This window comes from Microbispora siamensis (assembly GCF_016863095.1).
Classification (GTDB): Bacteria; Actinomycetota; Actinomycetes; order Streptosporangiales; family Streptosporangiaceae; genus Microbispora; species Microbispora siamensis.
Genome location: NZ_BOOF01000025.1, coordinates 1 through 23,302, shown reverse-complemented (window position 1 = coordinate 23,302; position 23,302 = coordinate 1). Strand labels below are relative to the sequence as shown.

Sequence of the window (23,302 nt, the reverse complement as noted above, 5' to 3'; positions counted from 1 at the left end):
ACCGGGGGTCTCCCGCGTGGTACGGCTCTCGCCGCCTGCGCGGGTGTGTGACGCGATTTCGTTGTTCCGGCCCGCACGCGGGTCGAGCCCGCCACGGGGACGGACTCAGCAGGGGCCTGGTGGCGACGTACTGAGGACTGAGCTCAGCCCTGGCGCTGCTTGTGGCGCAGGTTGTCGCAGATCACCATGACGCGACCGTGCCGGCGAATCACCTTGCACTTGTCGCAGATCTTCTTGACGCTCGGCTTGACCTTCATAGTCCTTATTCGTTCCGCATACGGCCCGCCCCGCTGGAGGGGGGCTACTTGTACCGGTAGACGATCCGCCCACGACTCAGGTCGTAGGGGCTCAACTCCACGACCACCCGGTCGTCGGGCAGGATCCTGATGTAGTGCATCCGCATCCGCCCGCTGATGTGGGCCAGGACCTTGTGACCGTTGTCGAGCTGCACCCGGAACATGGCGTTCGGGAGCGACTCAATAACAGTGCCCTCAATCTCGATGGCGCCGTCTTTCTTGGCCATGGCCCTCGCGTTTCAACTGATCGGATCGTCTGAGGCTTCGGAACACTAAGCAGCCGCGACCTTCGGGCGCTTCCAGAGAGCGGCGACCAGCCAGGCCGCCTAGGCGCAAAGGTCATAGTGAACCGACAAAGGAGTGTACGACAACCCGGGCCGAATTGCGAAACGACGGCAGGGGTCCCGACACAACCAGATCACAGAGTACCCCCGGCGGGGGCGTCCGGCCAATTCGGCGTCGGGCCGTTCCCTCAGGCCGGCTCCGGGGGAAACCGCCGCACCCGCCCGCCCGGCACCGCCGAAATGCCGGGACGGGTGGGTGCGGCCCGATCACCGCGGGGGCACGACCCGAGCGGGGCCGTACGTCGCGACACCGGACCTCTACCCGCCCGCGGCTCCCGCGACGGCGGCCCTCCGGTAAAGAACGCTCAGGTGTCGCGCCGGCGGGACTGACCGGCCGTTCCGGCCATCGTGTTGATGAGGAGGATGACACCCCAGGGGCCCATGACCCACATGGGCCAGGGATAGACGAAGTGACCCGAGCTGACGCCGACGATGAGCCAGATCATCCAGTTCACGGCGCTGGCGCCCGCCCAGGCGGTCCAGGCGGCCTTGAGGCCGGCCCGCGCCTTGTCGTCACGCCGGGCCGGACGGGGCCGTCGTGCGGAATCGGTCGTCGAGGCGGGCAGCCGGTGCAGGTCGATCTCGGGCAGGTCGGAGGTGAGCTTGGCGAGTTCCCCGTACGTACGACTCTGGTAGACCTGCTCCAGCCGCTCGTTGAACTCGTCGATGGTGAGCCTGCCCTCGGCCACGTGCTCGCGCAGTGCCGCGGCGACCCGGTCCCGGTCGCCGTCGGAGGCCCGCATCTCAGGCGCTGCCGCCATCACCATCTCCAGGCTGTTCGAGCGATACGACCATTATTGTTCACGCGCCGCCGGAGCGGGCGTGCCGGATCAGGAGGCGCTCTCCCCCGCGTCCACGACGACGCCGGGGAAGCGCGAGGCTCCGCCGTCGAGCGCCGTGAGAACCAGGGGGCCGTTCTCCGTCACCGCGACGCTGTGCTCGAAATGGGCGGAGGCGCGGCCGTCGAGCGTCACGACCGTCCAGTCGTCGGCCAGCACCTTGGTGCGGTCGGTGCCGAGGTTCACCATCGGCTCGATCGCGAAGCACATGCCCACCTCGAAGCGGGGGCCGCGCCCCGGCCTGCCGTGGTTGGCCACCCAGGGGTCCATGTGCATCTCGGTGCCGATGCCGTGCCCGCCGTACTCCTGGGGGATGCCGTAGCGGCCCTGAGAACGCACGTACTGCTCGACCTGGTGACCGACGTCGGACAGGTGCCCGCCGACCCGCAGGGCGGCGATGCCCCGCCACATGGCCTCCTCGGTCACCCGCATGAGCTCGGTCAGCGCGGGGTCGACCTCGCCGATCCCGACGGTGATCGCCGAGTCGCCGTGCCATCCGTCGAGGATCGCGCCGCAGTCGATCGAGATGATGTCGCCCTCGCGGAGCGGGCGGCGGTCGGTGGGGATGCCGTGCACGACCTCGTCGTTCACGGAGGCGCAGATCGTGGCGGGGAAGCCCTGGTAGCCCTTGAATGACGGGATCGCGCCCTCGCCCCGGATCGCCTCTTCGGCGATGGCGTCGAGGTCGAGCGGCGTCATCCCAGGCCGTACCGACGTCCGGAGCAGTTCCAGCGTCCGGGCCACGACAAGGCCGGCCGCGCGCATCTTCTCCAGTTGCTCGGCGCTCTTGATCTGAATTCCGTGCCGATTCTTCTTGAACACGTAACGCACCCCCTCCCGAAATTGTCCCATATAAGCCTGAACGCCACCCCATGGAGTGGAGTGGCGTTCCCGGCTGCGGTAATGAATCAGTCGGCGAACCGCCGCAGCGCCGACATCGCCCGCTGGGTGATCTCCTCGACCGGCCCGGTCGCGTCGACCCCCTGCAGGATTCCCTCATCGGCGTAGAACGAGATCAGCGGCGCCGTCTGCTCCTGATAGACCTCCAGGCGGCGCCTGATGGTCTCCTCGCGGTCGTCGTCCCGCTGGAAGAGCTCCCCGCCGCAGGCGTCGCAGACGCCCTCCACGGCGGGCGGGTCGAACACGACATGCCACACCTTGCCGCACGAACGGCACGTGCGGCGGCCCGCCAGGCGGCGTACGACCTCGTCGTCCTCGACGACCAGGTTGAGGACCACGTCGAGCGCCGTGCCGAACTCGGCCAGCATCTTCTTGAGGACCTCGGCCTGGGGCACGTTGCGGGGGAAGCCGTCCAGGAGGAAGCCCTCCTGCGCGTCGTCCTCCGACAGCCGGTCGCGGACCATGGCCACGGTCACCTCGTCGGGGACGAGGTCGCCGCGGTCCATGTACTCCTTGGCGAGCTTGCCGAGCTCCGTGCCGCCGGAGACGTTGGCACGGAAGATGTCACCTGTCGAGATTTTCGGGATCGACAGGTGCGAAGCGATGAACTGGGCCTGCGTCCCCTTACCCGCTCCGGGGGGCCCAACCAGGACGACGCGCACTATCTCAGGAAGCCCTCGTAGTTGCGCTGCTGAAGCTGGCTCTCGATCTGCTTGACCGTGTCCAGACCAACACCAACCATGATCAGAATGCTGGTCCCTCCGAACGGGAAGTTCTGGCTCGCTCCGGCCACCGCCAGCGCGATGATCGGGATGAGCGAGATCACACCCAGATACGGAGCGCCTGCGGCCGTGAGCCTGTTGAGCACGTAGCTCAGGTACTCAGCGGTCGGCCGGCCCGGGCGGATGCCCGGGATGAACCCACCGTACTTCTTCATGTTGTCAGCCACTTCAGGGGGGTTGAAAGTGATGGACACGTAGAAGTAGGTGAAGAACACGATCAGCAGGAAGAACGTGGCCATGTAGACGGGGTGGTCGCCCCGAATCATGTTCTGCGCCAGCCACTCGATCACCGCGTTGGGCTTCTGGCTGTTGCCGAACAGCGTCACCAGAAGCTGCGGGAGGTAGAGCAGCGACGAGGCGAAGATGACCGGGATGATGCCGGCCTGGTTCACCTTGAGCGGGATGTAGGTCGAGGTGCCGCCGTACATCCGGCGGCCGACCATACGCTTGGCGTACTGCACCGGGATGCGGCGCTGCGCCTGCTCGATGAACACGACGACGCCGATCATCACGACGCCGACGATCATCACGACGACGAACTTGAACGGGCTCTGCCGGAAGATGTTCACGAGCTCCGACGGGAACACCGCGATGACCTGGGTGAAGATCAGGATCGACATGCCGTTGCCGACGCCGCGGTCGGTCACCAGCTCGCCCAGCCACATGATCACGGCGGTGCCGGCGGTCATCGTGATGACCATGGTGACCAGCGGGAAGATGTCCTGGCTGAGCAGGATCTCCTGGTTGCAGTTCTGGAAGAGCTGCCCGCTGCGGGCCAGTGCGACGAACGCGGTGGACTGCAGCACCGCCAGCCCGATGGTCAGGTAACGGGTGTACTGCGTGATCTTCGCCGTGCCCGCCTGGCCCTCCTTCTTGAGGGCCTCCAGCCGGGGGATCACCACCGTCAGCAGCTGCAGGATGATGCTCGCGGTGATGTACGGCATGATGCCGAGCGCGAACACTGAAAGTTTCAACAGGGCGCCGCCGCTGAAGAGCTGCACCATCCCGTAGATGTTGGCAGCGTCTCCCGCCTGGGCCTGCTCCAGACACAGGGCCACGTTCTTGGCGTTGACCCCCGGAGTGGGAAGCACCGAGCCAAGCCGGAACAGCACGATGATGCCCAGTGTGAAGAGCAGCTTCTTGCGCAGGTCAGGCGTCCGGAACGCCCGGGTAAACGCGGTCAGCACGGTCCCTCCTGCGCGCCAGTGACGCGGTAACGGTCGGCGATGGCCCGCAAGGCGTCCATCGACATGTCTTCCTGCCAGAGTGCTTGGTCGGACACGGGTGGAGCCCCGTGCCAGGCGAACTCTAACGCACTACGGGCGCGGAGGCTCATAACGAACCTCCGCGCCTCGTGGAGCGTCATGCCTACAGCTCGGAAACCGAGCCACCGGCCGCGGCGATCTTCTCCTTCGCGCTGGCGGAGAAGGCGTGCGCCTGCACGTTCAACGCCACGGAGATCTCGCCGGTGCCCAGCACCTTCACGGGCTGGTTCTTGCGGACCGCACCCTTGGCCACCAGGTCGTCGAGCGTGACCTCGCCGCCCTGGGGGAACAGCTCCCCGAGCCTGTCCAGGTTGACGACCTGGTAGGTCGTCTTGAACAGGGCGTTGGAGAAGCCCTTCAGCTTCGGCAGCCGCCGCTGGAGCGGGACCTGGCCACCTTCGAAGCCCGGCATCACGGCCGTACGGGCCCTGGTGCCCTTGGTGCCACGGCCGGCCGTCTTGCCCTTGGAGCCCTCGCCGCGGCCCTTGCGGGTCTTGGCCTTGTTGGAGCCGGGGGCCGGACGGAGGTCGTGGATCTTGAGCGGAGCGTTCTCGGTCATGACTAGTCGACCTCCTCAACCTCGACGAGGTGCGACACCTTGGCGACCATGCCCCGGATCTCCGGGCGGTCCTCCTTGACGACGACGTCGCCGATTCGCTTCAGACCCAGCGAGCGCAGCGAGTCACGCTGGTTCTGCTGTCCACCGATCTTGGACCGGGTCTGGGTGATCTTCAGGCGAGCCATCGCTAGCTCACCGCCTTCGCGGCCGCAGCGGCCTCGGCCAGACCCTCGGCGCGAGCCTTCAGCATCGCCTTGGGAGCGACGTCCTCGATCGGCAGGCCACGGCGGGCGGCGATCTCCTCGGGCCGGCTGAGACCCTTCAGAGCGGCCACGGTGGCGTGCACGATGTTGATCGGGTTGTCCGAGCCGAGCGACTTGGACAGCACGTCGTGGATCCCGGCGCACTCCAGGACCGCGCGAACCGGGCCACCCGCGATGACACCCGTACCGGGCGAGGCCGGACGCAGGAGGACGACGCCGGCGGCGTCCTCGCCCTGCACCGGGTGCGGGATGGTGCCCTGGATCCGCGGGACCTTGAAGAAGTGCTTCTTGGCCTCCTCGACACCCTTGGCGATCGCCGCGGGCACCTCCTTGGCCTTGCCGTAGCCGACCCCGACGAGACCGTTGCCGTCGCCGACGATGACCAGCGCGGTGAAGCTGAAGCGCCGACCACCCTGGACGACCTTGGCCACTCGGTTGATCTTTACGACGCGCTCGATGTACGAGACGCCCTTGTCTGCGGCGCCACCGCGGCGGTCCTCACGACGGTCACGCCGCTCGCCACCGCCGCCGGCACCGCGACGCGGAGCTGCAGCCATCAGTGGTTCCTCTTCTCGTTGCTCTTGGGACGGGTCGTCAGTCGCGACCCCCGGACCGGAGTCATCAGAACTCCAGCCCGCCTTCACGGGCGCTGTCCGCGAGAGCGGCGATGCGCCCCGCGTAGCGGTTGCCACCGCGGTCGAACACGACAGCGGTGATCCCGGCGGTCTTGGCCCGCTGAGCGAGAAGCTCGCCGACCTTCTTCGCCTTCTCGGTCTTGTCACCCTCGGCGCCGCGCAGCGAGACGTCCATGGTGGACGCGCTCACCAGCGTGTGGCCCTGAGTGTCGTCGACGATCTGCACGAACAGGTGACGCGTGGACCGGTTGACGACCAGGCGCGGACGCTCGGCCGTGCCGAAGACGTTCTTGCGGACACGGCGGTGCCGGCGGGCCCGGGAGACCGTGCGGGCGGCCGTGTGCTTGCCGAACGCAGTCTTTCCAGCCATGCCTACTTACCAGCCTTTCCGACCTTGCGGCGGACAACCTCGCCCTGGTAGCGCACGCCCTTGCCCTTGTACGGGTCCGGCTTGCGCAGCTTCCTGATGTTGGCGGCGACCTCGCCGACCCTCTGCTTGTCGATGCCGTCCACGTGGAACAGGGTCGGCTTCTCGACGCGGAAGCTGACGCCCTCGGGGGCCTTGACGATCACCGGGTGGCTGAAGCCCAGCGAGAACTCCAGCTCCGTCGGGCCCTTGGCCTGGACGCGGTAACCGACGCCGACGATCTCGAGCGTCTTCGTGTAGCCCTGCGTGACACCCGCCACCATGTTGGCGATGAGCGTGCGGGACAGACCGTGCAGCGCACGGACCTTGTTCTCGTCGTTCGGGCGGGTGACGGCGATGGTGCCGTCCTCGCCACGCGAGACCTCGATGGGCTCGGCGACCGTGTGAGTGAGCGTGCCCTTGGGCCCCTTGACCTGGACTTCCCGGCCGTCGATCGTGATGTCGACACCCGCCGGTACGGGGATGGGCAGCCGTCCGATTCGCGACATGCTGAGTGCCTCCCCTCGTTACCAGACGTAGGCGAGGACTTCCCCGCCCACTCCACGCTTGCTCGCCTGCCGGTCCGTCATCAGGCCGCCGGACGTCGAGATGATCGCGACGCCCAGACCGCCCAGAACGCGGGGCAGGTTGTCCTTCTTTGCATAGACCCGCAGACCGGGCTTGGACACCCGGCGCAGGCCCGCGATGGCGCGCTCGCGGCTGGGGCCGAACTTCAGCTCCATCACGAGGTTCTTGCCAACCTTCGCGTCCTCGACGCTCCAGCCCTGGATGTAGCCCTCCTGCTGGAGGATTTCCGCGATGTGCGCCTTGATCTTGGAGTAAGGCATGCTCACGGTGTCGTGATAGGCCGAGTTCGCGTTACGCAGACGCGTCAGCATGTCTGCGATCGGGTCGGTCATCGTCATGGCCGGTGGCCTTCCTCACCGCGGTTTCCCCGATGGGACCTTCGGTGTGGTCGTGGGCGCTGTGGTCAGCGCCCGGTTGATATGACTTCTGGTGCAGCTGGCCCGCGGAGGGCTTACCAGCTCGACTTGGTGATGCCGGGCAGCTCGCCCCGGTGCGCCATCTCGCGGAAGCACACGCGGCACAGCCCGAACTTGCGGTAGACAGCGCGGGGACGGCCGCAGCGGGAGCAACGAGTGTACGCCCGGACCTCGAACTTCTGCTTGCGCGCTGCCTTGACCTTCAGCGACGTCTTCGCCATGATCAGGCCTCCTTGAAGGGGAAACCGAGGAGCTTCAGCAGCGCCCGGCCCTGCTCGTCGTTCTTCGCGGTGGTCACGACCGTGATGTCCATGCCCCGCTGCCGGTCCACCTTGTCCTGGTCGACCTCGTGGAACATGACCTGCTCGGTGAGGCCGAAGGTGTAGTTGCCGTTGCCGTCGAACTGCTTCGGCGACAGGCCGCGGAAGTCCCGGATACGCGGCAGCGCCAGGGACAGCAGGCGGTCGAGGAACTCCCACATGCGGTCGCCGCGCAGCGTCACGTGCGCGCCGATCGGCATGCCCTCACGCAGCTTGAACTGCGCGATGGACTTGCGGGCGCGGGCGACGGCCGGCTTCTGGCCGGTGATGGCGGTCAGGTCGCGCACGGCGCCCTCGATGAGCTTCGAGTCGCGGGCGGCCTCGCCGACACCCATGTTCACCTTGATCTTGGTGATCGTGGGCACCTGCATGATGTTCTCGATGCCGAACTCCTCGCGCAGCTTCGCGATGATCTCCTCGCGGTAGCGCTGCTTGAGGCGCGGAACGGTGCGCTCTTCAGTCGTGGCGGTCATCAGCTGTCCTCACCCGTCGCCTCGGCCTCGCCCTTGTCGGCGGCCTTCTTCTCGGGCTTCTTCTCGTCATCCTTGAGCTTCTTGACGTTGCTCACGTGGATGGGAGCCTCCATGGTCTGCACGCCGCCTTCCTTGGCGCCGCGCGGGCCCTGGTTGGTGACCTTGGAGTGCTTCTTGATCATGTTGACGCCCTCGACCACCACGCGCTCGTCACGCGGGTAGGCGGCGATGATCCGGCCCTTGGCGCCCTTGTCCTTGCCGGCGATGACCTGGACGAGGTCGCCCTTCTTCACGTGCAGCTTCGGCATCACAGCACCTCCGGCGCGAGCGAGATGATGCGCATGAACTTCTTGTCGCGCAGTTCACGGCCCACCGGGCCGAAGATGCGGGTGCCCCGGGGGTCGCCGCTGTCCTTGATGATGACGGCGGCGTTCTCGTCGAAGCGGATGTAGGAGCCGTCGGGGCGGCGGCGCTCCTTCACGGTGCGCACCACGACAGCCTTGACAACGTCGCCTTTCTTAACGCCTCCGCCGGGAATGGCGTCCTTCACCGTGCCCACGATGATGTCGCCGATTCCCGCGTAGCGCCGACCCGAGCCACCGAGCACGCGGATGCAAAGGATCTCCTTGGCACCCGTGTTGTCGGCGACCTTGAGCCGCGACTCCTGCTGGATCACGTCTACTCCTGTGTGTCGTGCCGGTTCTCACCCTCGTGGTGAGCCTGGCCGAACCTGATGTGGTCTTTTTCCCTCGGCGACAGCCGTACGACCGCCGCCGCGGGCGGACGGGACCGATGGCCGGCCCCGCCCCTTGGACGCCATCATGGGGGGCGGTCTCCCACCCCCCACGAGGCGCGTCTGTGGTGTTACTTGGCCTTCTCGAGGATCTCGACGACCCGCCACCGCTTGGTGGCCGAGAGCGGCCGGGTCTCCATCAGGAGGACGCGGTCGCCGACGCCGCAGGCGTTCTGCTCGTCGTGGGCCTTGTACTTGGTCGTACGGCGGATGACCTTGCCGTACAGCGGGTGCTTGACGCGGTCCTCGACGGCGACGACGACGGTCTTGTCCATCTTGTCGCTGACGACCAGGCCCTCACGGGTCTTGCGGTAGTTCCGCTGCGTCTCGGTGGTCGGGGTCTCGGTTGCTTCAGACATCGCTCGGCTCCTTCTCGACCGTGACGATTCCGAGCTCGCGCTCGCGCATCACGGTGTAGATGCGGGCGATCTCGCGGCGGACGGCGCGCAGCCGCCCGTGGCTCTCCAGCTGACCCGTCGCCGCCTGGAAGCGGAGGTTGAACAGCTCCTCCTTGGCTTCCTTCAGCTTCTGGACCAGCACCTCCTGGTCCTCGACACGCAGCTCCGCGGCGGTCAGACCCTTAGCCATCACGCCTCACCCACTTCACGCTTGACGAAACGGCACTTCATGGGGAGCTTGTGCATCGCGCGCCGCATGGCCTCGCGGGCCACGGGCTCGGCGACACCGGACAGCTCGAACATGACACGGCCGGGCTTGACATTGGCGATCCACCACTCCGGAGAGCCCTTACCGGAACCCATACGGGTCTCGGCCGGCTTCTTCGTCAGGGGGCGGTCCGGGAAGATGTTGATCCACACCTTGCCGCCACGGCGGATGTGCCGGGTCATGGCGATACGCGCGGCCTCGATCTGGCGGTTGGTCACGTAGGAGTGCTCAAGCGCCTGAATGCCGAACTCGCCGAAGACGACCCGGGTGCCGCCCTTGGCGGCGCCGCTGCGGTCGGGCCGGTGCTGCTTACGGTGCTTGACCCTGCGCGGGATCAGCATGGTCAGCTCCCTTCAGCACCCGGCTGCTCCGCCGGGCCGGTCTCGGGGGCGGCCTGCGCGGCCGCCTCAGTCCTGGGTGCACGGTCGTTACGGCCCGCGCCGCCACGACGGGGACGGTCGCCGCCGCCACGACGCGGACGCTCGCCCGCGCCACCGCGACGGTCGTCACGCTCGCGACGCTGGCCCGCGCGGGCGCCGGCCGCAGCCGCCTCCCGCTCGGAACGGCTGGTCGGGGCCTCGCCCTTGTAGATCCACACCTTCACGCCGATGCGGCCGAAGGTGGTGCGGGCCTCGTAGAAGCCGAAGTCCACGTCCGCACGGAGCGTGTGCAGGGGCACGCGGCCCTCGCGGTAGAACTCCGAGCGCGACATCTCGGCACCGCCCAGACGGCCGGAGCACTGGACACGGATGCCCTTGGCCCCGCTCTTCATGGCGGACTGCATGGCCTTGCGCATGGCCCGGCGGAACGAGACGCGGCTGGACAGCTGCTCGGCCACGCCCTGCGCGACGAGCTGCGCGTCGATCTCGGGGTTCTTCACCTCGAGGATGTTCAGCTGGACCTGCTTCTTGGTCAGCTTCTCCAGGTCGCCGCGGATGCGGTCGGCCTCGGCGCCGCGGCGGCCGATGACGATGCCCGGCCGGGCGGTGTGGATGTCGACCTGGACGCGGTCGGTCGTGCGCTCGATCTCGACCTTGGAGATGCCGGCCCGCTCCATGCCCTTCTGCAGCATGCGACGGATCGCCACGTCCTCGGCGACGTACGACTTGTACAGCTTGTCGGCGTACCACCGGCTCTTGAAGTCGGTCGTGATGCCGAGGCGGAACCCGTGCGGGTTAACCTTCTGGCCCACTAGCGGGTCCTTCCCTTCGGCTCGCGGGACTCCACGATCACAGTGATGTGGCTGGTCCGCTTGTTGATCCGATAGGCACGACCCTGGGCACGCGGGCGGAAGCGCTTGAGCGTCGGGCCCTCGTCGACCCACGCCCGGCTCACGAAGAGCGTGTCCCGGTCGAGCTTGAAGTTGTGCTCAGCGTTCGCGATCGCGCTCGAGAGCACCTTGTAAACGGTCTCGCTCGCCGCCTGGGGAGCGAACTGCAGCACGGCCTGCGCCTCCGAAGCGGGCAGCCCGCGAATGAGGTCCACCACGCGGCGGGCCTTCCGGGGCGTGTGGCGCGCGTACCGCGCCTGTGCCCTGGCTTCCATCGCTTTCTCCTCTAACTGCTGGCTTGAAGGCGCTTACCGCCGGCTGCGGCGGTCTTCCTTGACGTGGCTGCGGAACGTCCGCGTGGGGGCGAACTCACCGAGCTTGTGACCGATCATCGACTCGGTGATGAACACCGGGACGTGCTTGCGGCCGTCGTGCACGGCGATCGTGTGGCCGATCATGTCGGGCACGATCATGGAGCGCCGCGACCACGTCTTGATGACGTTCTTGGTGCCCTTCTCGTTCTGGGCGTCCACCTTCTTCTGAAGGTGATCGTCCACGAAGGGACCCTTCTTAAGACTACGTGGCATTTCGGCTGCTCCTACCGCTTCTTCCTCTTGCTCCGACGACGGATGATCAGCCGGTCGCTGGGCTTGTTCGGCTGCCGGGTGCGGCCCTCGGGCTTGCCCTTCGGGTTCACCGGGTGGCGACCACCGGAGGTCTTGCCCTCACCACCGCCGTGCGGGTGGTCGACCGGGTTCATGGCGACACCGCGGACCGTGGGGCGCTTGCCCTTCCAGCGGTTGCGGCCGGCCTTGCCGATGCTGATGTTGGCCTGCTCGGCGTTGCCCACCTGGCCCACCGAGGCCCGGCAGCGCACGTCGACCTGACGCATTTCTCCGGACGGCATACGCAGCGTGGCGTACATGCCCTCCTTGGCGAGCAGCTGGATCTGCGCGCCGGCGCTACGGCCGAGCTTGGCGCCGCCACCGGGACGCAACTCCACCGCGTGGATGAAGGTACCGGTCGGGATGTTGCGCAGCGGCAGGCAGTTGCCCGGCTTGATGTCGGCCGTGGGGCCGTTCTCGACCTGGTCCCCCTGCTTGAGGCCGACCGGGGCGAGGATGTAGCGCTTCTCGCCGTCGGCGTAGTGCAGCAGCGCGATGCGGGAGGTGCGGTTCGGGTCGTACTCGATGTGCGCGACCTTGGCCGGGATCCCGTCCTTGTCGTGGCGGCGGAAGTCGATGATCCGGTAGGCGCGCTTGTGCCCGCCTCCCTGGTGCCGGGCGGTCACCCGGCCGTGGACGTTACGGCCGCCCTTGCTGTGCAGTGGGGCAAGCAGCGACTTCTCCGGCGTGCTGCGCGTGATCTCGGCGAAGTCCGAGACGCTCGCGCCGCGCCGACCCGGAGTCGTCGGCTTGTACTTACGGATGCCCATCTTTTTCGTTCATCCTTCGTCGGTTCGTACCGGTCGGGGTCCGCCTCACGGCGGTCCCCCCGGTGCTTTCTTCCTCGGGGCCGGTCCCTCGCTCGGTGGCGAGGGGCCCCTCTCCCCGCTGCGGCAGGTGCTAGCCGATCTGACCGAAGATGTCGATCCGCTCGCCCTCGGCCAGGCTCACGATCGCGCGCTTGGTGTCCGGGCGCTGGCCGTAGCCGTGCCGGGTCCGCTTGCGCTTGCCCTGACGGTTGATCGTGTTCACGCCGGTCACCTTGACGCCGAAGATCTGCTCGACGGCGATCTTCACCTGCGTCTTGTTGGCACCCTTGCGCACCAGGAACGTGTACTTGTTGTGCTCATCGATCAGGCCGTAGCTCTTCTCGGAGACGATCGGCTTGAGGATGATGTCGCGCGGGTCGGCGATCTTCTGCATCAGGCCTCTTCCTTCCCGCTGTTCGCCAGCCGGGCCACGACCTGGTCGTAGGCCTCACGGGTGAAGACCACGTCGTCGTGGCAGAGCACGTCGTAGGTGTTCAGCTGTCCCGCGTCCAGCAGGTGGACCTCGGGCGCGTTGCGCAGGCTCAGCCAGGTGAGCTCGTCGTTCTCGTCGACCACGACGAGCACGCTGCGGGCCTGCGTGATCTTGCGCAGCGCCTCCAGGGCGGCCTTGGTCTTGGGCGTGTCACCCGTGACCAGGCTGCTCACCACGTGGACGCGGCCGCCGCCGGCGCGGTCGGACAGCGCGCCCTTCAGGGCCGCCGCCTTCATCTTCTTGGGCGTCCGCTGCGCGTACGAGCGCGGCTGCGGGCCGTGGACGGTGCCACCGCCGGCGAACTGCGGAGCGCGGGTCGAACCCTGGCGGGCGCGGCCGGTGCCCTTCTGCCGGTACGGCTTCTTGCCGCCGCCGGAGACGTCACCGCGGGTCTTGGTGGCGTGGGTGCCCTGCCGGCGAGCGGCGAGCTGGGCGACGACCACCTGGTGGATCAGCGGGACGTTGACCTTGGTCCCGAAGACCTCCTCGGGGAGGTCGACGGTCCCCGTCTTGGCGCCGCTGGCGTCGAGGACGTCAATGGTCGTGGTCACTTCGCAGCAACCCCCTTCTTGGCAGCGGTGCGGAGGAGGACCAGGCTGCCGTTGGCACCGGGGATCGCACCCTTGATCAGGATGAGGCCCTTCTCGGCGTCCACGGCGTGCACCTTGAGGCTCTGGACCGTCGTGCGGACGTTGCCCATCCGGCCGGCCATGCGCAGGCCCTTGAAGACGCGGCCCGGGGTGGCGCAGCCACCGATGGAACCCGGGGAGCGGTGCTTGCGCTGGGTACCGTGCGAAGCGCCCAGACCACGGAAGTTGTGGCGCTTCATGACACCGGCGTAGCCCTTGCCCTTGCTCTTGCCCGTGACGTCGACGTACTGGCCGGCCTCGAAGGTGTCGGCGAGGATCTCCTGGCCGATCGTGTACTCGGAGGCGTCGTCGGTGCGAACCTCGGCGAAGTAGCGGCGCGGGGTGATGTCGTGCTTGCGCAGGTAGTCGCCCAGGGGCTTGTTCACCTTGCGCGGGTCGATCTGCCCGTAGCCGAGCTGAACGGCGGAGTAGCCGTCCTTCTCCGGAGTGCGGACCCGGGTCACCACGCACGGACCGGCCTCGACGACGGTGACCGGGATCACCCGGTTCGCCTCATCGAAGACCTGGGTCATGCCGAGCTTCTTGCCCAGGACGCCCTTGATCTGCTTAGCCATGTCAGTGCGTTCCTTAGAGCTTGATCGAGATGTCCACGCCGGCGGGAAGGTCGAGACGCATGAGCGAGTCGACCGTCTTCGGCGTCGGGTCGATGATGTCAATCAGCCGCTTGTGCGTACGCATCTCAAAGTGCTCGCGGCTGTCCTTGTACTTGTGCGGCGACCGGATGACGCAGTACACGTTCTTCTCGGTCGGCAGCGGCACCGGGCCAGCGACCTTGGCGCCGGTCCGCGTCACCGTCTCGACGATCTTCTTGGCCGAGCTGTCGATGACCTCGTGGTCATACGCCTTAAGCCGGATGCGGATCTTCTGTCCCGCCATAATGGCCTCGGTGTCCTTCGCTGTCGTCCTATAAAGCATCGCGCGGCCTGTTGCCGCAGGTCTGTTTCCACATGACCGACGCCCGGATCCTGTCCGGTGTTCCGTGATCTGGCAGTGGCTTCGGTCGAAGTGCGGCCGAAAGCACTGCGAGATCACGGTCTCGTCGTCCGTGGGGGACCGTCTCCGGCCCCTGCGCGGTGCGGCGGTCAGGCCCTTGTGGACCCGACCGCCGCCCAGCGGTGCTGCTACTTGATGACCTTCGTGACGCGACCGGCGCCGACGGTGCGGCCACCCTCGCGGATCGCGAACTTCAGGCCCTCTTCCATGGCGACCGGCTGGATGAGCTGGACGGTCATCTCGGTGTTGTCACCGGGCATGACCATCTCGGTGCCCTCCGGCAGGTTCACCACGCCCGTCACGTCAGTCGTACGGAAGTAGAACTGAGGACGGTAGTTGTTGAAGAACGGCGTGTGGCGGCCGCCCTCGTCCTTGGACAGGATGTAGACCTGCGCCTCGAACTCGGTGTGCGGGGTGGTCGTGCCCGGCTTGATGACACACTGACCGCGCTCGACCTCCTCGCGCTTGATGCCGCGCAGGAGCAGACCGACGTTGTCACCGGCCTGGCCCTCGTCGAGGAGCTTGCGGAACATCTCGACGCCGGTGACGGTCGTCGTGGTGCTCTTCTCCTTGATGCCGATGATGTCGACGGTCTCGTTGACCTTGACGACACCGCGCTCGATACGGCCGGTGACGACGGTGCCGCGACCGGTGATCGAGAACACGTCCTCGATCGGCATGAGGAACGGCTTGTCGGTGTCACGAACCGGCTCGGGGACGTTCTCGTCCACGGCGTTCATGAGCTCGATGATGGAGTCGCCCCACTTCTCGTCGCCCTCGAGCGCCTTGAGCGCCGATACGCGCACGACCGGCAGGTCGTCGCCCGGGAACTCCTGGGCGGACAGCAGCTCGCGGACCTCGAGCTCGACGAGCTCCAGGATCTCCTCGTCGTCGACCATGTCGGCCTTGTTGAGGGCCACGACGATGTAGGGAACGCCGACCTGGCGGGCCAGGAGGACGTGCTCCTTCGTCTGCGGCATCGGGCCGTCGGTCGCCGCGACCACCAGGATCGCGCCGTCCATCTGGGCGGCACCGGTGATCATGTTCTTCACGTAGTCGGCGTGACCGGGGCAGTCCACGTGAGCGTAGTGGCGCTTCTCGGTCTGGTACTCGACGTGCGCGATGGAGATGGTGATTCCGCGAGCCTTCTCCTCGGGCGCCTTGTCGATCTTGTCGAACGGGGTCGCCTCGTTGAGCTGCGGGAAACGGTCGTGAAGCACCTTGGTGATCGCCGCGGTCAGAGTGGTCTTGCCGTGGTCGATGTGCCCAATGGTGCCGATGTTCACGTGCGGCTTGTTCCGCTCGAACTTGGCCTTGGCCACTGATCTGTCTCCTTAGAGATTCTGACTTGACTTGCGTCTTCTACCCTCAGGCTGTGCACGGCGGAGGCACTCCCCCGCCGTGCACCGAGCGGAACTATTCGCCCCGAGCCTTCGCGACGATCTCCTTGGCGATGCCCGGGGGCACCTCCGCGTAGGAGTCGAACTGCATGCTGTAGCTCGCCCGTCCCTGAGTGCGGCTGCGCAGGTCACCCACGTAGCCGAACATCTCGGAGAGCGGAACGAGCGCCCTGATGACGCGGGCGCCGGACCGTTCGTCCATTGCCTGGATCTGTCCGCGACGACCGTTCAGGTCGCCGATGACGTCTCCCATGTAGTCCTCGGGCGTGGTGACCTCGACGGCCATCATCGGCTCGAGGAGTACGGCGTCTGCCTTGCGCGCGGCCTCCTTGAAGGCCATCGAACCGGCGATCTTGAAGGCCATTTCCGACGAGTCGACCTCGTGGAAGGCGCCGTCCTGAAGCGTGACCTTGACGCCGACCATCGGGTAGCCGGCGAGCACACCGAACTCGGCCGCCTCCTGCGCACCCGCGTCCACCGACGGGATGTACTCCCGCGGGATGCGGCCACCGGTGACCTTGTTCTCGAACTCGTAACCGTCGTTGCCCTCGCCCAGCGGCTCCAGGTCGATGATCACGCGCGCGAACTGGCCGGAACCACCGGTCTGCTTCTTGTGCGTGTACTCGACCTTCTCCACCTTGCGGCGGATGGTCTCGCGGTAGGCGACCTGCGGGCGGCCGACGTTCGCCTCGACCTTGAACTCGCGGCGCATCCGGTCGACGAGGATCTCCAGGTGGAGCTCGCCCATACCCCAGATGACCGTCTGGCCGGTCTCCTCGTCACGGCGGACCTGGAAGGACGGGTCCTCCTCGGCCAGCCGCTGGATCGCGGTGCCCAGCTTCTCCTGGTCGCCCTTGGTCTTGGGCTCGATGGCCACGTTGATGACCGGCGCCGGGAAGGTCATCGACTCGAGGACGACCTGCTTGACCGGGTCCGAGAGGGTGTCACCGGTGGTGGTGTCCTTCAGGCCCATGACGGCCACGATCTGACCAGCGGTCGCGGTCGGGCGCTCCTCGCGCTTGTTTGCGTGCATCTGGTAGATCTTGCCGATCCGCTCCTTCTTGCCCTTGACCGAGTTCACCACGGTGGTGCCGGCCTCGAGCGTTCCGGAGTAGACGCGGATGTAGGTCAGCTTGCCCAGGTGCGGGTCGCTCATGATCTTGAAGGCCAGGGCGGCGAACGGCTCGTTCGGGTCCGCGTGACGCTCGACGATCTCCTCCTCGTTGCCCACCGCGTGGCCCTTGAAGGCCGGGATGTCGGTGGGAGCCGGGAGGTAGGCGACGATCGCGTCGAGCAGGGGCTGCACGCCCTTGTTCTTGAACGCGGTGCCGCACAGGACCGGGTTGATCGCGCCGCTGATGGTCGCCCGGCGGATGGCCGCGACGAGCTGCTCCTCGCTGGGCTCGACGCCCTCAAGGAAGAGCTCCATGAGCTCGTCGTCGTTCTCCGCGACGGTCTCGACCAGCTTGTCGCGCCACTCACGGGCCGCTTCGGCGTGGTCGGCCGGGATGTCGACGGTGTCGTACATCTCGCCCTTGGCCGCCTCGGCGCTCCAGAGCAGGCCCTTCATCTTCACCAGGTCGATGACGCCCTTGAAATCGGCCTCGACGCCCCAGGGAAGCTGGATGACCGCCGGGGTGGAGCCCAGCCGGTTGATCATCATGTCGACACAGCGGTGGAACTCCGCGCCGACCCGGTCCATCTTGTTGACGAAGCAGATGCGGGGCACGCCGTAGCGGTCGGCCTGGCGCCAGACCGTCTCCGACTGCGGCTCCACGCCCGCGACACCGTCGAACACCGCGACCGCGCCGTCGAGAACACGCAGCGACCGCTCGACCTCGATGGTGAAGTCCACGTGTCCGGGCGTGTCGATGATGTTGATCGTGTGATCAAGCCAGCTACAGGTGGTCGCGGCGGACGTGATCGTGATGCCGCGCTCCTGCTCCTGCTCCATCCAGTCCATGGTGGCAGCGCCCTCGTGGACCTCACCGATCTTGTAGTTGATGCCGGTGTAGAACAGGATGCGCTCAGTCGTCGTGGTCTTGCCCGCGTCGATATGGGCCATGATCCCGATGTTGCGGACCCTGGCCAGGTCAAGAGCGGTCGTGGTGGCCACTTCTTCGCGTCCTTAACTCGTCGTCGGTGCTCACTACCAGCGGTAGTGGGCGAAGGCCTTGTTGGACTCGGCCATCTTGTGCGTGTCCTCGCGCCGCTTGACGCTGGCGCCGAGGCCGTTGCTCGCGTCGAGCAGCTCGTTCATGAGCCGCTCGGTCATGGTCTTCTCGCGGCGCGCCCGGGAGTACTGGACGATCCACCGCAGGGCCAGCGTGGTGCTGCGCGAGGCCTTGACCTCGACCGGCACCTGGTAGGTGGCGCCACCGACGCGGCGGCTCTTCACCTCGAGCGTCGGACGGACGTTGTCGAGAGCACGCTTGAGGGTGACGACCGGGTCGTTGCCGGTCTTGTCCTTGCAGCCCTCGAGGGCGCCGTAGACGATCGACTGCGCGAGGGAGCGCTTGCCGTCCAGGAGAACCTTGTTGATGAGCGCGGTGACCAGCGGCGAGTTGTGCACCGGGTCAGCGACCAGCTGGCGGCGGCCAGGGGAACCCTTGCGCGGCATGTCAGCTCTTCTCCTTCTTAGCGCCGTAACGGCTGCGGGCCTGCTTGCGGTTGCGGACGGCCTGGGTGTCCAGCGAACCACGGATGATCTTGTAGCGAACACCCGGCAGGTCCTTCACACGACCACCACGCACGAGCACCATCGAGTGCTCCTGGAGGTTGTGGCCCACCCCGGGGATGTAAGCCGTGACCTCGATGCCGTTGGTGAGCCGAACACGGGCCACCTTGCGCAGCGCCGAGTTGGGCTTCTTGGGGGTCGTCGTGTAAACGCGGGTGCAAACGCCGCGCCGCTGCGGGCTCCCCTTGAGGGCAGGAGTCTTGGTCTTGCTGACCTTGTCCTGCCGGCCCTTTCGGACCAACTGCTGAATGGTGGGCACCGCGTCTCCGTTTCGTGCCTAGCCGGTGATACGTAGGACCCGATCGAGGTGGCGATGCCGCCTCTCCCAGGCTTGCAGGTACTGCCGGTGTCATGACCTGCTGTTTTTCCATCCCCTTCGACCCCCGCGCTCGGGCGTGTCGCGCTCTTGTCGCATCACACCCGGGCGGACCCGGTCGATCTGGAGGAATCACACGGCGCCCCCACACGCCTCCCTCGTCGGGAAGCGGCATTTGAGCGCACGCATGCGAGCCCACAGACGGGCACGAAGGTAAAGCCTACCCGCCCCCGTACAACACGTCAAAACAGAGGAGGACGCCCCGGAGGGACGTGCCCCGCTGTCTCGACGTGCCGCTGCGCCGACGGCCCACGACGGACCGCCGAAGGACTCGGCCCCCCATCATACCGTCCCCACGAGGGGCTTCTCACGGTTTCCGCACCGTCCCCGCCCTGCGTCGCGCGCCCGGCACGCTCGGGCGGCCGGGCGGGCGGCCGGACAAACCGGAAGCGGCCCGGGGCGTGATGCCCCGGGCCGCTTCCGTACGTCCCCGCCGCGGCGATCGCTCACCGCGGCGACCTGTCAACGGCCGTACTGACCGAAGTCGTACTCCTCCAGCGGGACGGCCTCGCCGCTGCCGGAGCCGAAGGTGTAGTCCGCCGCCGAGCCGTCGTAGCCGCCGACCGTGTACATCGCGGCCTTGGCCTCCTCGGTCGGCTCCACCCGGATGTTGCGGTACTGGGGCATGCCCGTACCGGCCGGGATGAGCTTACCGATGATGACGTTCTCCTTGAGGCCGAGCAGCGAGTCCGACTTGGCGTGGATCGCCGCGTCGGTGAGGACTCGCGTCGTCTCCTGGAAGGACGCCGCCGACAGCCACGACTCGGTGGCCAGCGAGGCCTTGGTGATGCCCATCAGGACCGGACGGCCGGAGGCCGGCTGGCCGCCCTCCGCCACGGTCTGACGGTTCATCGCCTCGAAGCGCGGCCGCTCGACCAGCTCACCGGGCAGCAGCTCGGTGTCGCCGGACTCCAGCACGTTCACGCGCTTGAGCATCTGCCGGACGATGACCTCGATGTGCTTGTCGTGGATCGACACACCCTGCGAGCGATAGACCTGCTGCACCTCGTCCACCAGGTGGAGCTGGACGGCACGCGGGCCGAGGATCCGCAGGACCTCGTTCGGGTTGCGCGCACCGGCGACCAGGAGCTGGCCGACGTCCACGTGCTGCCCCTCGGAGACCAGCAGGCGCGACCGCATCGACACCGGGTAGGCGACCTCGTCGGAGCCGTCGTCCGGAGTGATGACGATCTTGCGAGTCTTGTCGGTCTCGTCGATCCGGACCCGGCCGGCGACCTCGCTGATCGGGGCCACACCCTTGGGGATGCGGGCCTCGAACAGCTCCTGGACACGCGGCAGACCGTGGGTGATGTCGGCGCCCGCCACACCACCGGTGTGGAAGGTACGCATGGTCAGCTGGGTGCCGGGCTCACCGATCGACTGGGCCGCGATGATGCCGACGGCCTCGCCGACGTCCACGAGCTTGCCGGTGGCCAGCGAACGGCCGTAGCAGGTCGCGCAGACACCGATCTTGGCCTCGCAGACGAGCGTGCTGCGGGTCCTGACCGTCTCGATGCCGGCGTTGACCAGCGCCGTCACCACGTCGTCGTTGATGTCGACGCCCGCCGAGGCGATGAGCTTGCCGTCCACCTCGACGTCCTCGGCCAGGATGCGGCCGTGCACGTTGCTCTCGGCGTTCTCGGCCTTGACCAGGTTGCCCTGGGAGTCGCGCTCGCCGACGTGCAGCGGGACGGCCCGGTCGGTGCCGCAGTCGATCTCGCGCACGATGACGTCCTGCGCGACGTCGACCAGACGACGGGTCAGGTAACCCGAGTCGGCGGTCCGCAGGGCGGTGTCCGCCAGACCCTTCCGCTGACCGTGGGTCGAGATGAAGTACTCCAGCACCGACAGGCCCTCGCGGAAGGAGGACTTGATCGGCCGCGGGATCGTCTCACCCTTGGTGTTGGACACCAGGCCGCGGATGCCGGCGATCTGCCGGACCTGCATGCGGTTACCGCGGGCGCCCGAGTTGACCATCATCCAGACCGGGTTGGTCGCCGGGAACGCGTTGACCATGTCGGTCTCGACGTCCGCCGTCGCGTGGGTCCAGATCTCGATGAGCTCCTGACGGCGCTCCTCGTCGGTGATCAGACCGCGGTCGTACTCCCGCTGGACCTTGTCGGCCCGCCTCTCGTACGACTCCATGATCTCGGCCTTGTTCGGCGGCGCCACGACGTCCTCGATGGAGATCGTGACACCGGCGCGGGTCGCCCAGTAGAAGCCCGCGTCCTTCAGCGAGTCGAGCGCGTTGGCCACCTCCACCTTCGGGTACCGCTCGGCCAGCTCGTTGACGATCGCCGAGAGCTGCTTCTTGCCGACCTGGTAGTTCACGAAGGGGTAGTTGGCGGGCAGCGTCTGGTTGAACAGGCACCGGCCCAGCGTGGTCTCCAGCCGGATCGGGTCGCCGGACTCCCAGCCCTCGGGGGCCTCCCAGCCGCGCGGCGGCGGGACGTCCTTGAGCCGCACCTGGATCTTGGCCTGGATGTCCAGCTCGTGGCGGTCGAAGGCCATGAGGGCCTCCGACACCGTGGCGAACACCCGGCCCTCGCCGAGGCCACCCTCCTTCTGGGTGGTCAGCCAGTACAGACCGATGACCATGTCCTGGGTGGGCATCGTCACCGGCTTGCCGTCCGCCGGCTTGAGGATGTTGTTGGTGGACAGCATCAGGATCCGGGCCTCGGCCTGGGCCTCGGCCGACAGCGGCAGGTGCACCGCCATCTGGTCGCCGTCGAAGTCCGCGTTGAACGCGGTGCAGACGAGCGGGTGGATCTGGATGGCCTTGCCCTCGACGAGCTGCGGCTCGAAGGCCTGGATGCCCAGGCGGTGCAGGGTGGGCGCACGGTTGAGCAGCACCGGGTGCTCGGTGATGACCTCTTCCAGCACGTCCCACACGACCGGCTTGGACCGCTCGACCATCCGCTTGGCGGACTTGATGTTCTGCGCGTGGTTGAGATCGACCAGGCGCTTCATCACGAACGGCTTGAACAGCTCCAGCGCCATCTGCTTGGGCAGGCCGCACTGGTGGAGCTTGAGCTGCGGGCCGACGACGATGACCGAACGGCCGGAGTAGTCGACGCGCTTGCCGAGCAGGTTCTGCCGGAAACGACCCTGCTTACCCTTCAGCATGTCGCTGAGGGACTTCAGCGGACGGTTGCCGGGGCCCGTGACCGGGCGGCCGCGGCGGCCGTTGTCGAACAGGGCGTCGACGGCCTCCTGGAGCATCCGCTTCTCGTTGTTCACGATGATCTCGGGCGCGCCGAGGTCGAGCAGACGCTTGAGGCGGTTGTTCCGGTTGATGACCCGGCGGTACAGGTCGTTCAGGTCCGAGGTGGCGAAGCGGCCACCGTCGAGCTGGACCATCGGCCGCAGGTCCGGCGGGATCACCGGGATGCAGTCGAGGACCATGCCGCTCGGCGAGTTGCGGGTGTTGAGGAACGCCGCGACGACCTTGAGCCGCTTGAGGGCGCGGGCCTTCTTCTGGCCCTTGCCGCTGCGGATGGTCTCCCGCAGGTTCTCCGCCTCGGCCTCCAGGTCGAAGCTGGCCAGCCGCTCCTGGATGGCCTGGGCGCCCATGCCGCCGCGGAAGTAGCGGCCGAACCGGTCGCGCATCTCGCGGTAGAGCAGCTCGTCGCCCTCCAGGTCCTGGACCTTGAGGTTCTTGAAGCGGCTCCAGACCTCCTCGAGGCGGTCCAGCTCGCGCTGGGCCCGGTCGCGGAGCTGGCGCATCTCGCGGTCGGCGCCCTCACGCACCTTGCGGCGGGCGTCGCCCTTGGCGCCGGTGGCCTCCAGCTCGGCCAGGTCGGCCTCGAGCTTCTTCTGGCGGGCCTCGATGTCGGCGTCACGGCGCTGCTCGATGTGCTGCCGCTCGACGGAGATCTTCGCCTCCAGCGACGGCAGGTCGCGGTCACGCATCTCGGTGTCGACATGCGTGATCATGTACGCCGCGAAGTAGATGACCTTCTCCAGGTCCTTCGGGGCCAGGTCGAGCAGGTAACCGAGGCGCGACGGGACGCCCTTGAAGTACCAGATGTGGGTGACCGGAGCGGCCAGCTCGATGTGGCCCATCCGCTCGCGGCGCACCTTGGCGCGCGTGACCTCGACGCCACAGCGCTCACAGATGATGCCCTTGAAGCGGACGCGCTTGTACTTGCCGCAGTAGCACTCCCAGTCCCGGGTCGGACCGAAGATCTTCTCGCAGAAGAGCCCGTCCTTCTCCGGCTTGAGGGTCCGGTAGTTGATGGTCTCCGGCTTCTTCACCTCGCCGTGCGACCACTGCCTGATGTCGTCGGCGGTCGCGAGGCCGATGCGCAGCTCGTCGAAGAAGTTGACGTCGAGCACTAGATAATCCCCTTTTGAATCAGACC

The 23,302-nt window shown here is 67.3% G+C and carries 32 protein-coding genes; all 32 read right to left on the bottom strand.

Annotation, left to right across the window (positions count from 1 at the left end; translation table 11 throughout):
* Positions 1-143: 143 nt before the first annotated feature.
* Complete coding sequence (rpmJ, locus tag Msi02_RS21220) at positions 144-257, bottom strand: 50S ribosomal protein L36 (protein WP_003956441.1); 114 nt, start codon at positions 255-257, stop codon at positions 144-146.
* A 44-nt stretch (positions 258-301) separates the two neighbouring features.
* A complete protein-coding gene (gene infA, locus Msi02_RS21215) occupies positions 302-523 on the bottom strand; it encodes a translation initiation factor IF-1 (protein WP_030508344.1) in 222 nt (73 codons plus the stop codon).
* A gap of 422 nt (positions 524-945) precedes the next feature.
* Positions 946-1,401 carry a DUF1707 SHOCT-like domain-containing protein gene (locus tag Msi02_RS21210; protein WP_079319853.1) on the bottom strand — a complete coding sequence of 152 codons (456 nt, stop codon included), beginning with the start codon at positions 1,399-1,401 and terminating at the stop codon, positions 946-948.
* 69 nt (positions 1,402-1,470) lie between these two features.
* Positions 1,471-2,301, bottom strand: coding sequence for a type I methionyl aminopeptidase (map, locus tag Msi02_RS21205; RefSeq protein ID WP_204049921.1), 831 nt, complete (start codon positions 2,299-2,301; stop codon positions 1,471-1,473).
* A gap of 86 nt (positions 2,302-2,387) precedes the next feature.
* Positions 2,388-3,041 carry an adenylate kinase gene (locus Msi02_RS21200; protein WP_079319854.1) on the bottom strand — a complete coding sequence of 218 codons (654 nt, stop codon included), beginning with the start codon at positions 3,039-3,041 and terminating at the stop codon, positions 2,388-2,390.
* The gene (gene secY, locus Msi02_RS21195) at positions 3,041-4,348 is read right to left on the bottom strand and encodes a preprotein translocase subunit SecY (RefSeq protein ID WP_079319855.1); all 1,308 of its coding nucleotides are present in this window, start codon (positions 4,346-4,348) and stop codon (positions 3,041-3,043) included. The genes Msi02_RS21200 and secY overlap by 1 nt, the downstream gene beginning before the upstream one ends.
* 181 nt (positions 4,349-4,529) lie before the next feature.
* Complete coding sequence (gene rplO, locus Msi02_RS21190) at positions 4,530-4,985, bottom strand: 50S ribosomal protein L15 (RefSeq protein ID WP_079319857.1); 456 nt, start codon at positions 4,983-4,985, stop codon at positions 4,530-4,532.
* A gap of 2 nt (positions 4,986-4,987) precedes the next feature.
* A complete protein-coding gene (gene rpmD / locus Msi02_RS21185; protein ID WP_079319858.1) occupies positions 4,988-5,170 on the bottom strand; it encodes a 50S ribosomal protein L30 in 183 nt (60 codons plus the stop codon).
* A 2-nt stretch (positions 5,171-5,172) separates the two neighbouring features.
* The gene (rpsE, locus tag Msi02_RS21180) at positions 5,173-5,805 is read right to left on the bottom strand and encodes a 30S ribosomal protein S5 (RefSeq protein ID WP_079319859.1); all 633 of its coding nucleotides are present in this window, start codon (positions 5,803-5,805) and stop codon (positions 5,173-5,175) included.
* Positions 5,806-5,869: 64 nt separating this feature from the next.
* Positions 5,870-6,253, bottom strand: coding sequence for a 50S ribosomal protein L18 (rplR, locus tag Msi02_RS21175; protein ID WP_079319860.1), 384 nt, complete (start codon positions 6,251-6,253; stop codon positions 5,870-5,872).
* A gap of 2 nt (positions 6,254-6,255) precedes the next feature.
* Complete coding sequence (gene rplF, locus Msi02_RS21170; protein ID WP_079319861.1) at positions 6,256-6,798, bottom strand: 50S ribosomal protein L6; 543 nt, start codon at positions 6,796-6,798, stop codon at positions 6,256-6,258.
* Between the two features lie 18 nt (positions 6,799-6,816).
* On the bottom strand, positions 6,817-7,215 hold the full coding sequence (gene rpsH / locus Msi02_RS21165; RefSeq protein ID WP_030508333.1) for a 30S ribosomal protein S8: 399 nt from the start codon (positions 7,213-7,215) through the stop codon (positions 6,817-6,819).
* 113 nt (positions 7,216-7,328) lie between these two features.
* Positions 7,329-7,514: a type Z 30S ribosomal protein S14 gene (locus Msi02_RS21160; protein ID WP_030451489.1), complete on the bottom strand. Its 186-nt coding sequence runs from the start codon at positions 7,512-7,514 to the stop codon at positions 7,329-7,331.
* Positions 7,515-7,516: 2 nt separating this feature from the next.
* Positions 7,517-8,086, bottom strand: coding sequence for a 50S ribosomal protein L5 (rplE, locus tag Msi02_RS21155; RefSeq protein ID WP_030508332.1), 570 nt, complete (start codon positions 8,084-8,086; stop codon positions 7,517-7,519).
* On the bottom strand, positions 8,086-8,385 hold the full coding sequence (gene rplX, locus Msi02_RS21150; RefSeq protein WP_204050016.1) for a 50S ribosomal protein L24: 300 nt from the start codon (positions 8,383-8,385) through the stop codon (positions 8,086-8,088). The genes rplE and rplX overlap by 1 nt, the downstream gene beginning before the upstream one ends.
* An 8-nt stretch (positions 8,386-8,393) precedes the next feature.
* On the bottom strand, positions 8,394-8,762 hold the full coding sequence (gene rplN, locus Msi02_RS21145; protein ID WP_030508330.1) for a 50S ribosomal protein L14: 369 nt from the start codon (positions 8,760-8,762) through the stop codon (positions 8,394-8,396).
* A 188-nt stretch (positions 8,763-8,950) separates the two neighbouring features.
* Positions 8,951-9,238 (bottom strand): 30S ribosomal protein S17, encoded by a 288-nt coding sequence (gene rpsQ / locus Msi02_RS21140; RefSeq protein WP_079319862.1) that lies wholly within the window; start codon positions 9,236-9,238, stop codon positions 8,951-8,953.
* On the bottom strand, positions 9,231-9,467 hold the full coding sequence (gene rpmC, locus Msi02_RS21135; RefSeq protein WP_079319874.1) for a 50S ribosomal protein L29: 237 nt from the start codon (positions 9,465-9,467) through the stop codon (positions 9,231-9,233). Before rpmC ends, rpsQ begins: the two co-directional genes overlap by 8 nt.
* A complete protein-coding gene (gene rplP, locus Msi02_RS21130) occupies positions 9,467-9,886 on the bottom strand; it encodes a 50S ribosomal protein L16 (protein WP_030508327.1) in 420 nt (139 codons plus the stop codon). Before rplP ends, rpmC begins: the two co-directional genes overlap by 1 nt.
* 2 nt (positions 9,887-9,888) lie before the next feature.
* Positions 9,889-10,737 carry a 30S ribosomal protein S3 gene (gene rpsC / locus Msi02_RS21125; RefSeq protein WP_204049920.1) on the bottom strand — a complete coding sequence of 283 codons (849 nt, stop codon included), beginning with the start codon at positions 10,735-10,737 and terminating at the stop codon, positions 9,889-9,891.
* Entirely contained in the window at positions 10,737-11,090 is a 354-nt protein-coding gene (rplV, locus tag Msi02_RS21120; protein ID WP_079319864.1) for a 50S ribosomal protein L22, read from the bottom strand. The genes rpsC and rplV overlap by 1 nt, the downstream gene beginning before the upstream one ends.
* 33 nt (positions 11,091-11,123) lie before the next feature.
* Positions 11,124-11,402 carry a 30S ribosomal protein S19 gene (rpsS, locus tag Msi02_RS21115; RefSeq protein WP_079319865.1) on the bottom strand — a complete coding sequence of 93 codons (279 nt, stop codon included), beginning with the start codon at positions 11,400-11,402 and terminating at the stop codon, positions 11,124-11,126.
* Between the two features lie 11 nt (positions 11,403-11,413).
* On the bottom strand, positions 11,414-12,250 hold the full coding sequence (gene rplB, locus Msi02_RS21110) for a 50S ribosomal protein L2 (protein ID WP_079319866.1): 837 nt from the start codon (positions 12,248-12,250) through the stop codon (positions 11,414-11,416).
* 130 nt (positions 12,251-12,380) lie between these two features.
* The gene (rplW, locus tag Msi02_RS21105) at positions 12,381-12,683 is read right to left on the bottom strand and encodes a 50S ribosomal protein L23 (RefSeq protein ID WP_076432505.1); all 303 of its coding nucleotides are present in this window, start codon (positions 12,681-12,683) and stop codon (positions 12,381-12,383) included.
* Positions 12,683-13,333 carry a 50S ribosomal protein L4 gene (gene rplD, locus Msi02_RS21100; RefSeq protein WP_079319867.1) on the bottom strand — a complete coding sequence of 217 codons (651 nt, stop codon included), beginning with the start codon at positions 13,331-13,333 and terminating at the stop codon, positions 12,683-12,685. Before rplD ends, rplW begins: the two co-directional genes overlap by 1 nt.
* Positions 13,330-13,986 (bottom strand): 50S ribosomal protein L3, encoded by a 657-nt coding sequence (gene rplC, locus Msi02_RS21095; RefSeq protein WP_204049919.1) that lies wholly within the window; start codon positions 13,984-13,986, stop codon positions 13,330-13,332. The genes rplD and rplC overlap by 4 nt, the downstream gene beginning before the upstream one ends.
* A 13-nt stretch (positions 13,987-13,999) precedes the next feature.
* On the bottom strand, positions 14,000-14,308 hold the full coding sequence (rpsJ, locus tag Msi02_RS21090; protein ID WP_012887830.1) for a 30S ribosomal protein S10: 309 nt from the start codon (positions 14,306-14,308) through the stop codon (positions 14,000-14,002).
* 245 nt (positions 14,309-14,553) lie between these two features.
* A complete protein-coding gene (tuf, locus tag Msi02_RS21085; protein WP_079319869.1) occupies positions 14,554-15,747 on the bottom strand; it encodes an elongation factor Tu in 1,194 nt (397 codons plus the stop codon).
* 94 nt (positions 15,748-15,841) lie between these two features.
* The gene (gene fusA / locus Msi02_RS21080) at positions 15,842-17,890 is read right to left on the bottom strand and encodes an elongation factor G (RefSeq protein WP_239108594.1); all 2,049 of its coding nucleotides are present in this window, start codon (positions 17,888-17,890) and stop codon (positions 15,842-15,844) included.
* 84 nt (positions 17,891-17,974) lie between these two features.
* Positions 17,975-18,445 (bottom strand): 30S ribosomal protein S7, encoded by a 471-nt coding sequence (gene rpsG, locus Msi02_RS21075; RefSeq protein WP_079319871.1) that lies wholly within the window; start codon positions 18,443-18,445, stop codon positions 17,975-17,977.
* Between the two features lies 1 nt (position 18,446).
* Complete coding sequence (gene rpsL / locus Msi02_RS21070; RefSeq protein ID WP_030508316.1) at positions 18,447-18,821, bottom strand: 30S ribosomal protein S12; 375 nt, start codon at positions 18,819-18,821, stop codon at positions 18,447-18,449.
* 579 nt (positions 18,822-19,400) lie between these two features.
* Positions 19,401-23,276, bottom strand: a complete 3,876-nt coding sequence (locus tag Msi02_RS21065; RefSeq protein ID WP_079319872.1) for a DNA-directed RNA polymerase subunit beta' — start codon at positions 23,274-23,276, stop codon at positions 19,401-19,403.
* Positions 23,277-23,302 lie beyond the last annotated feature (26 nt).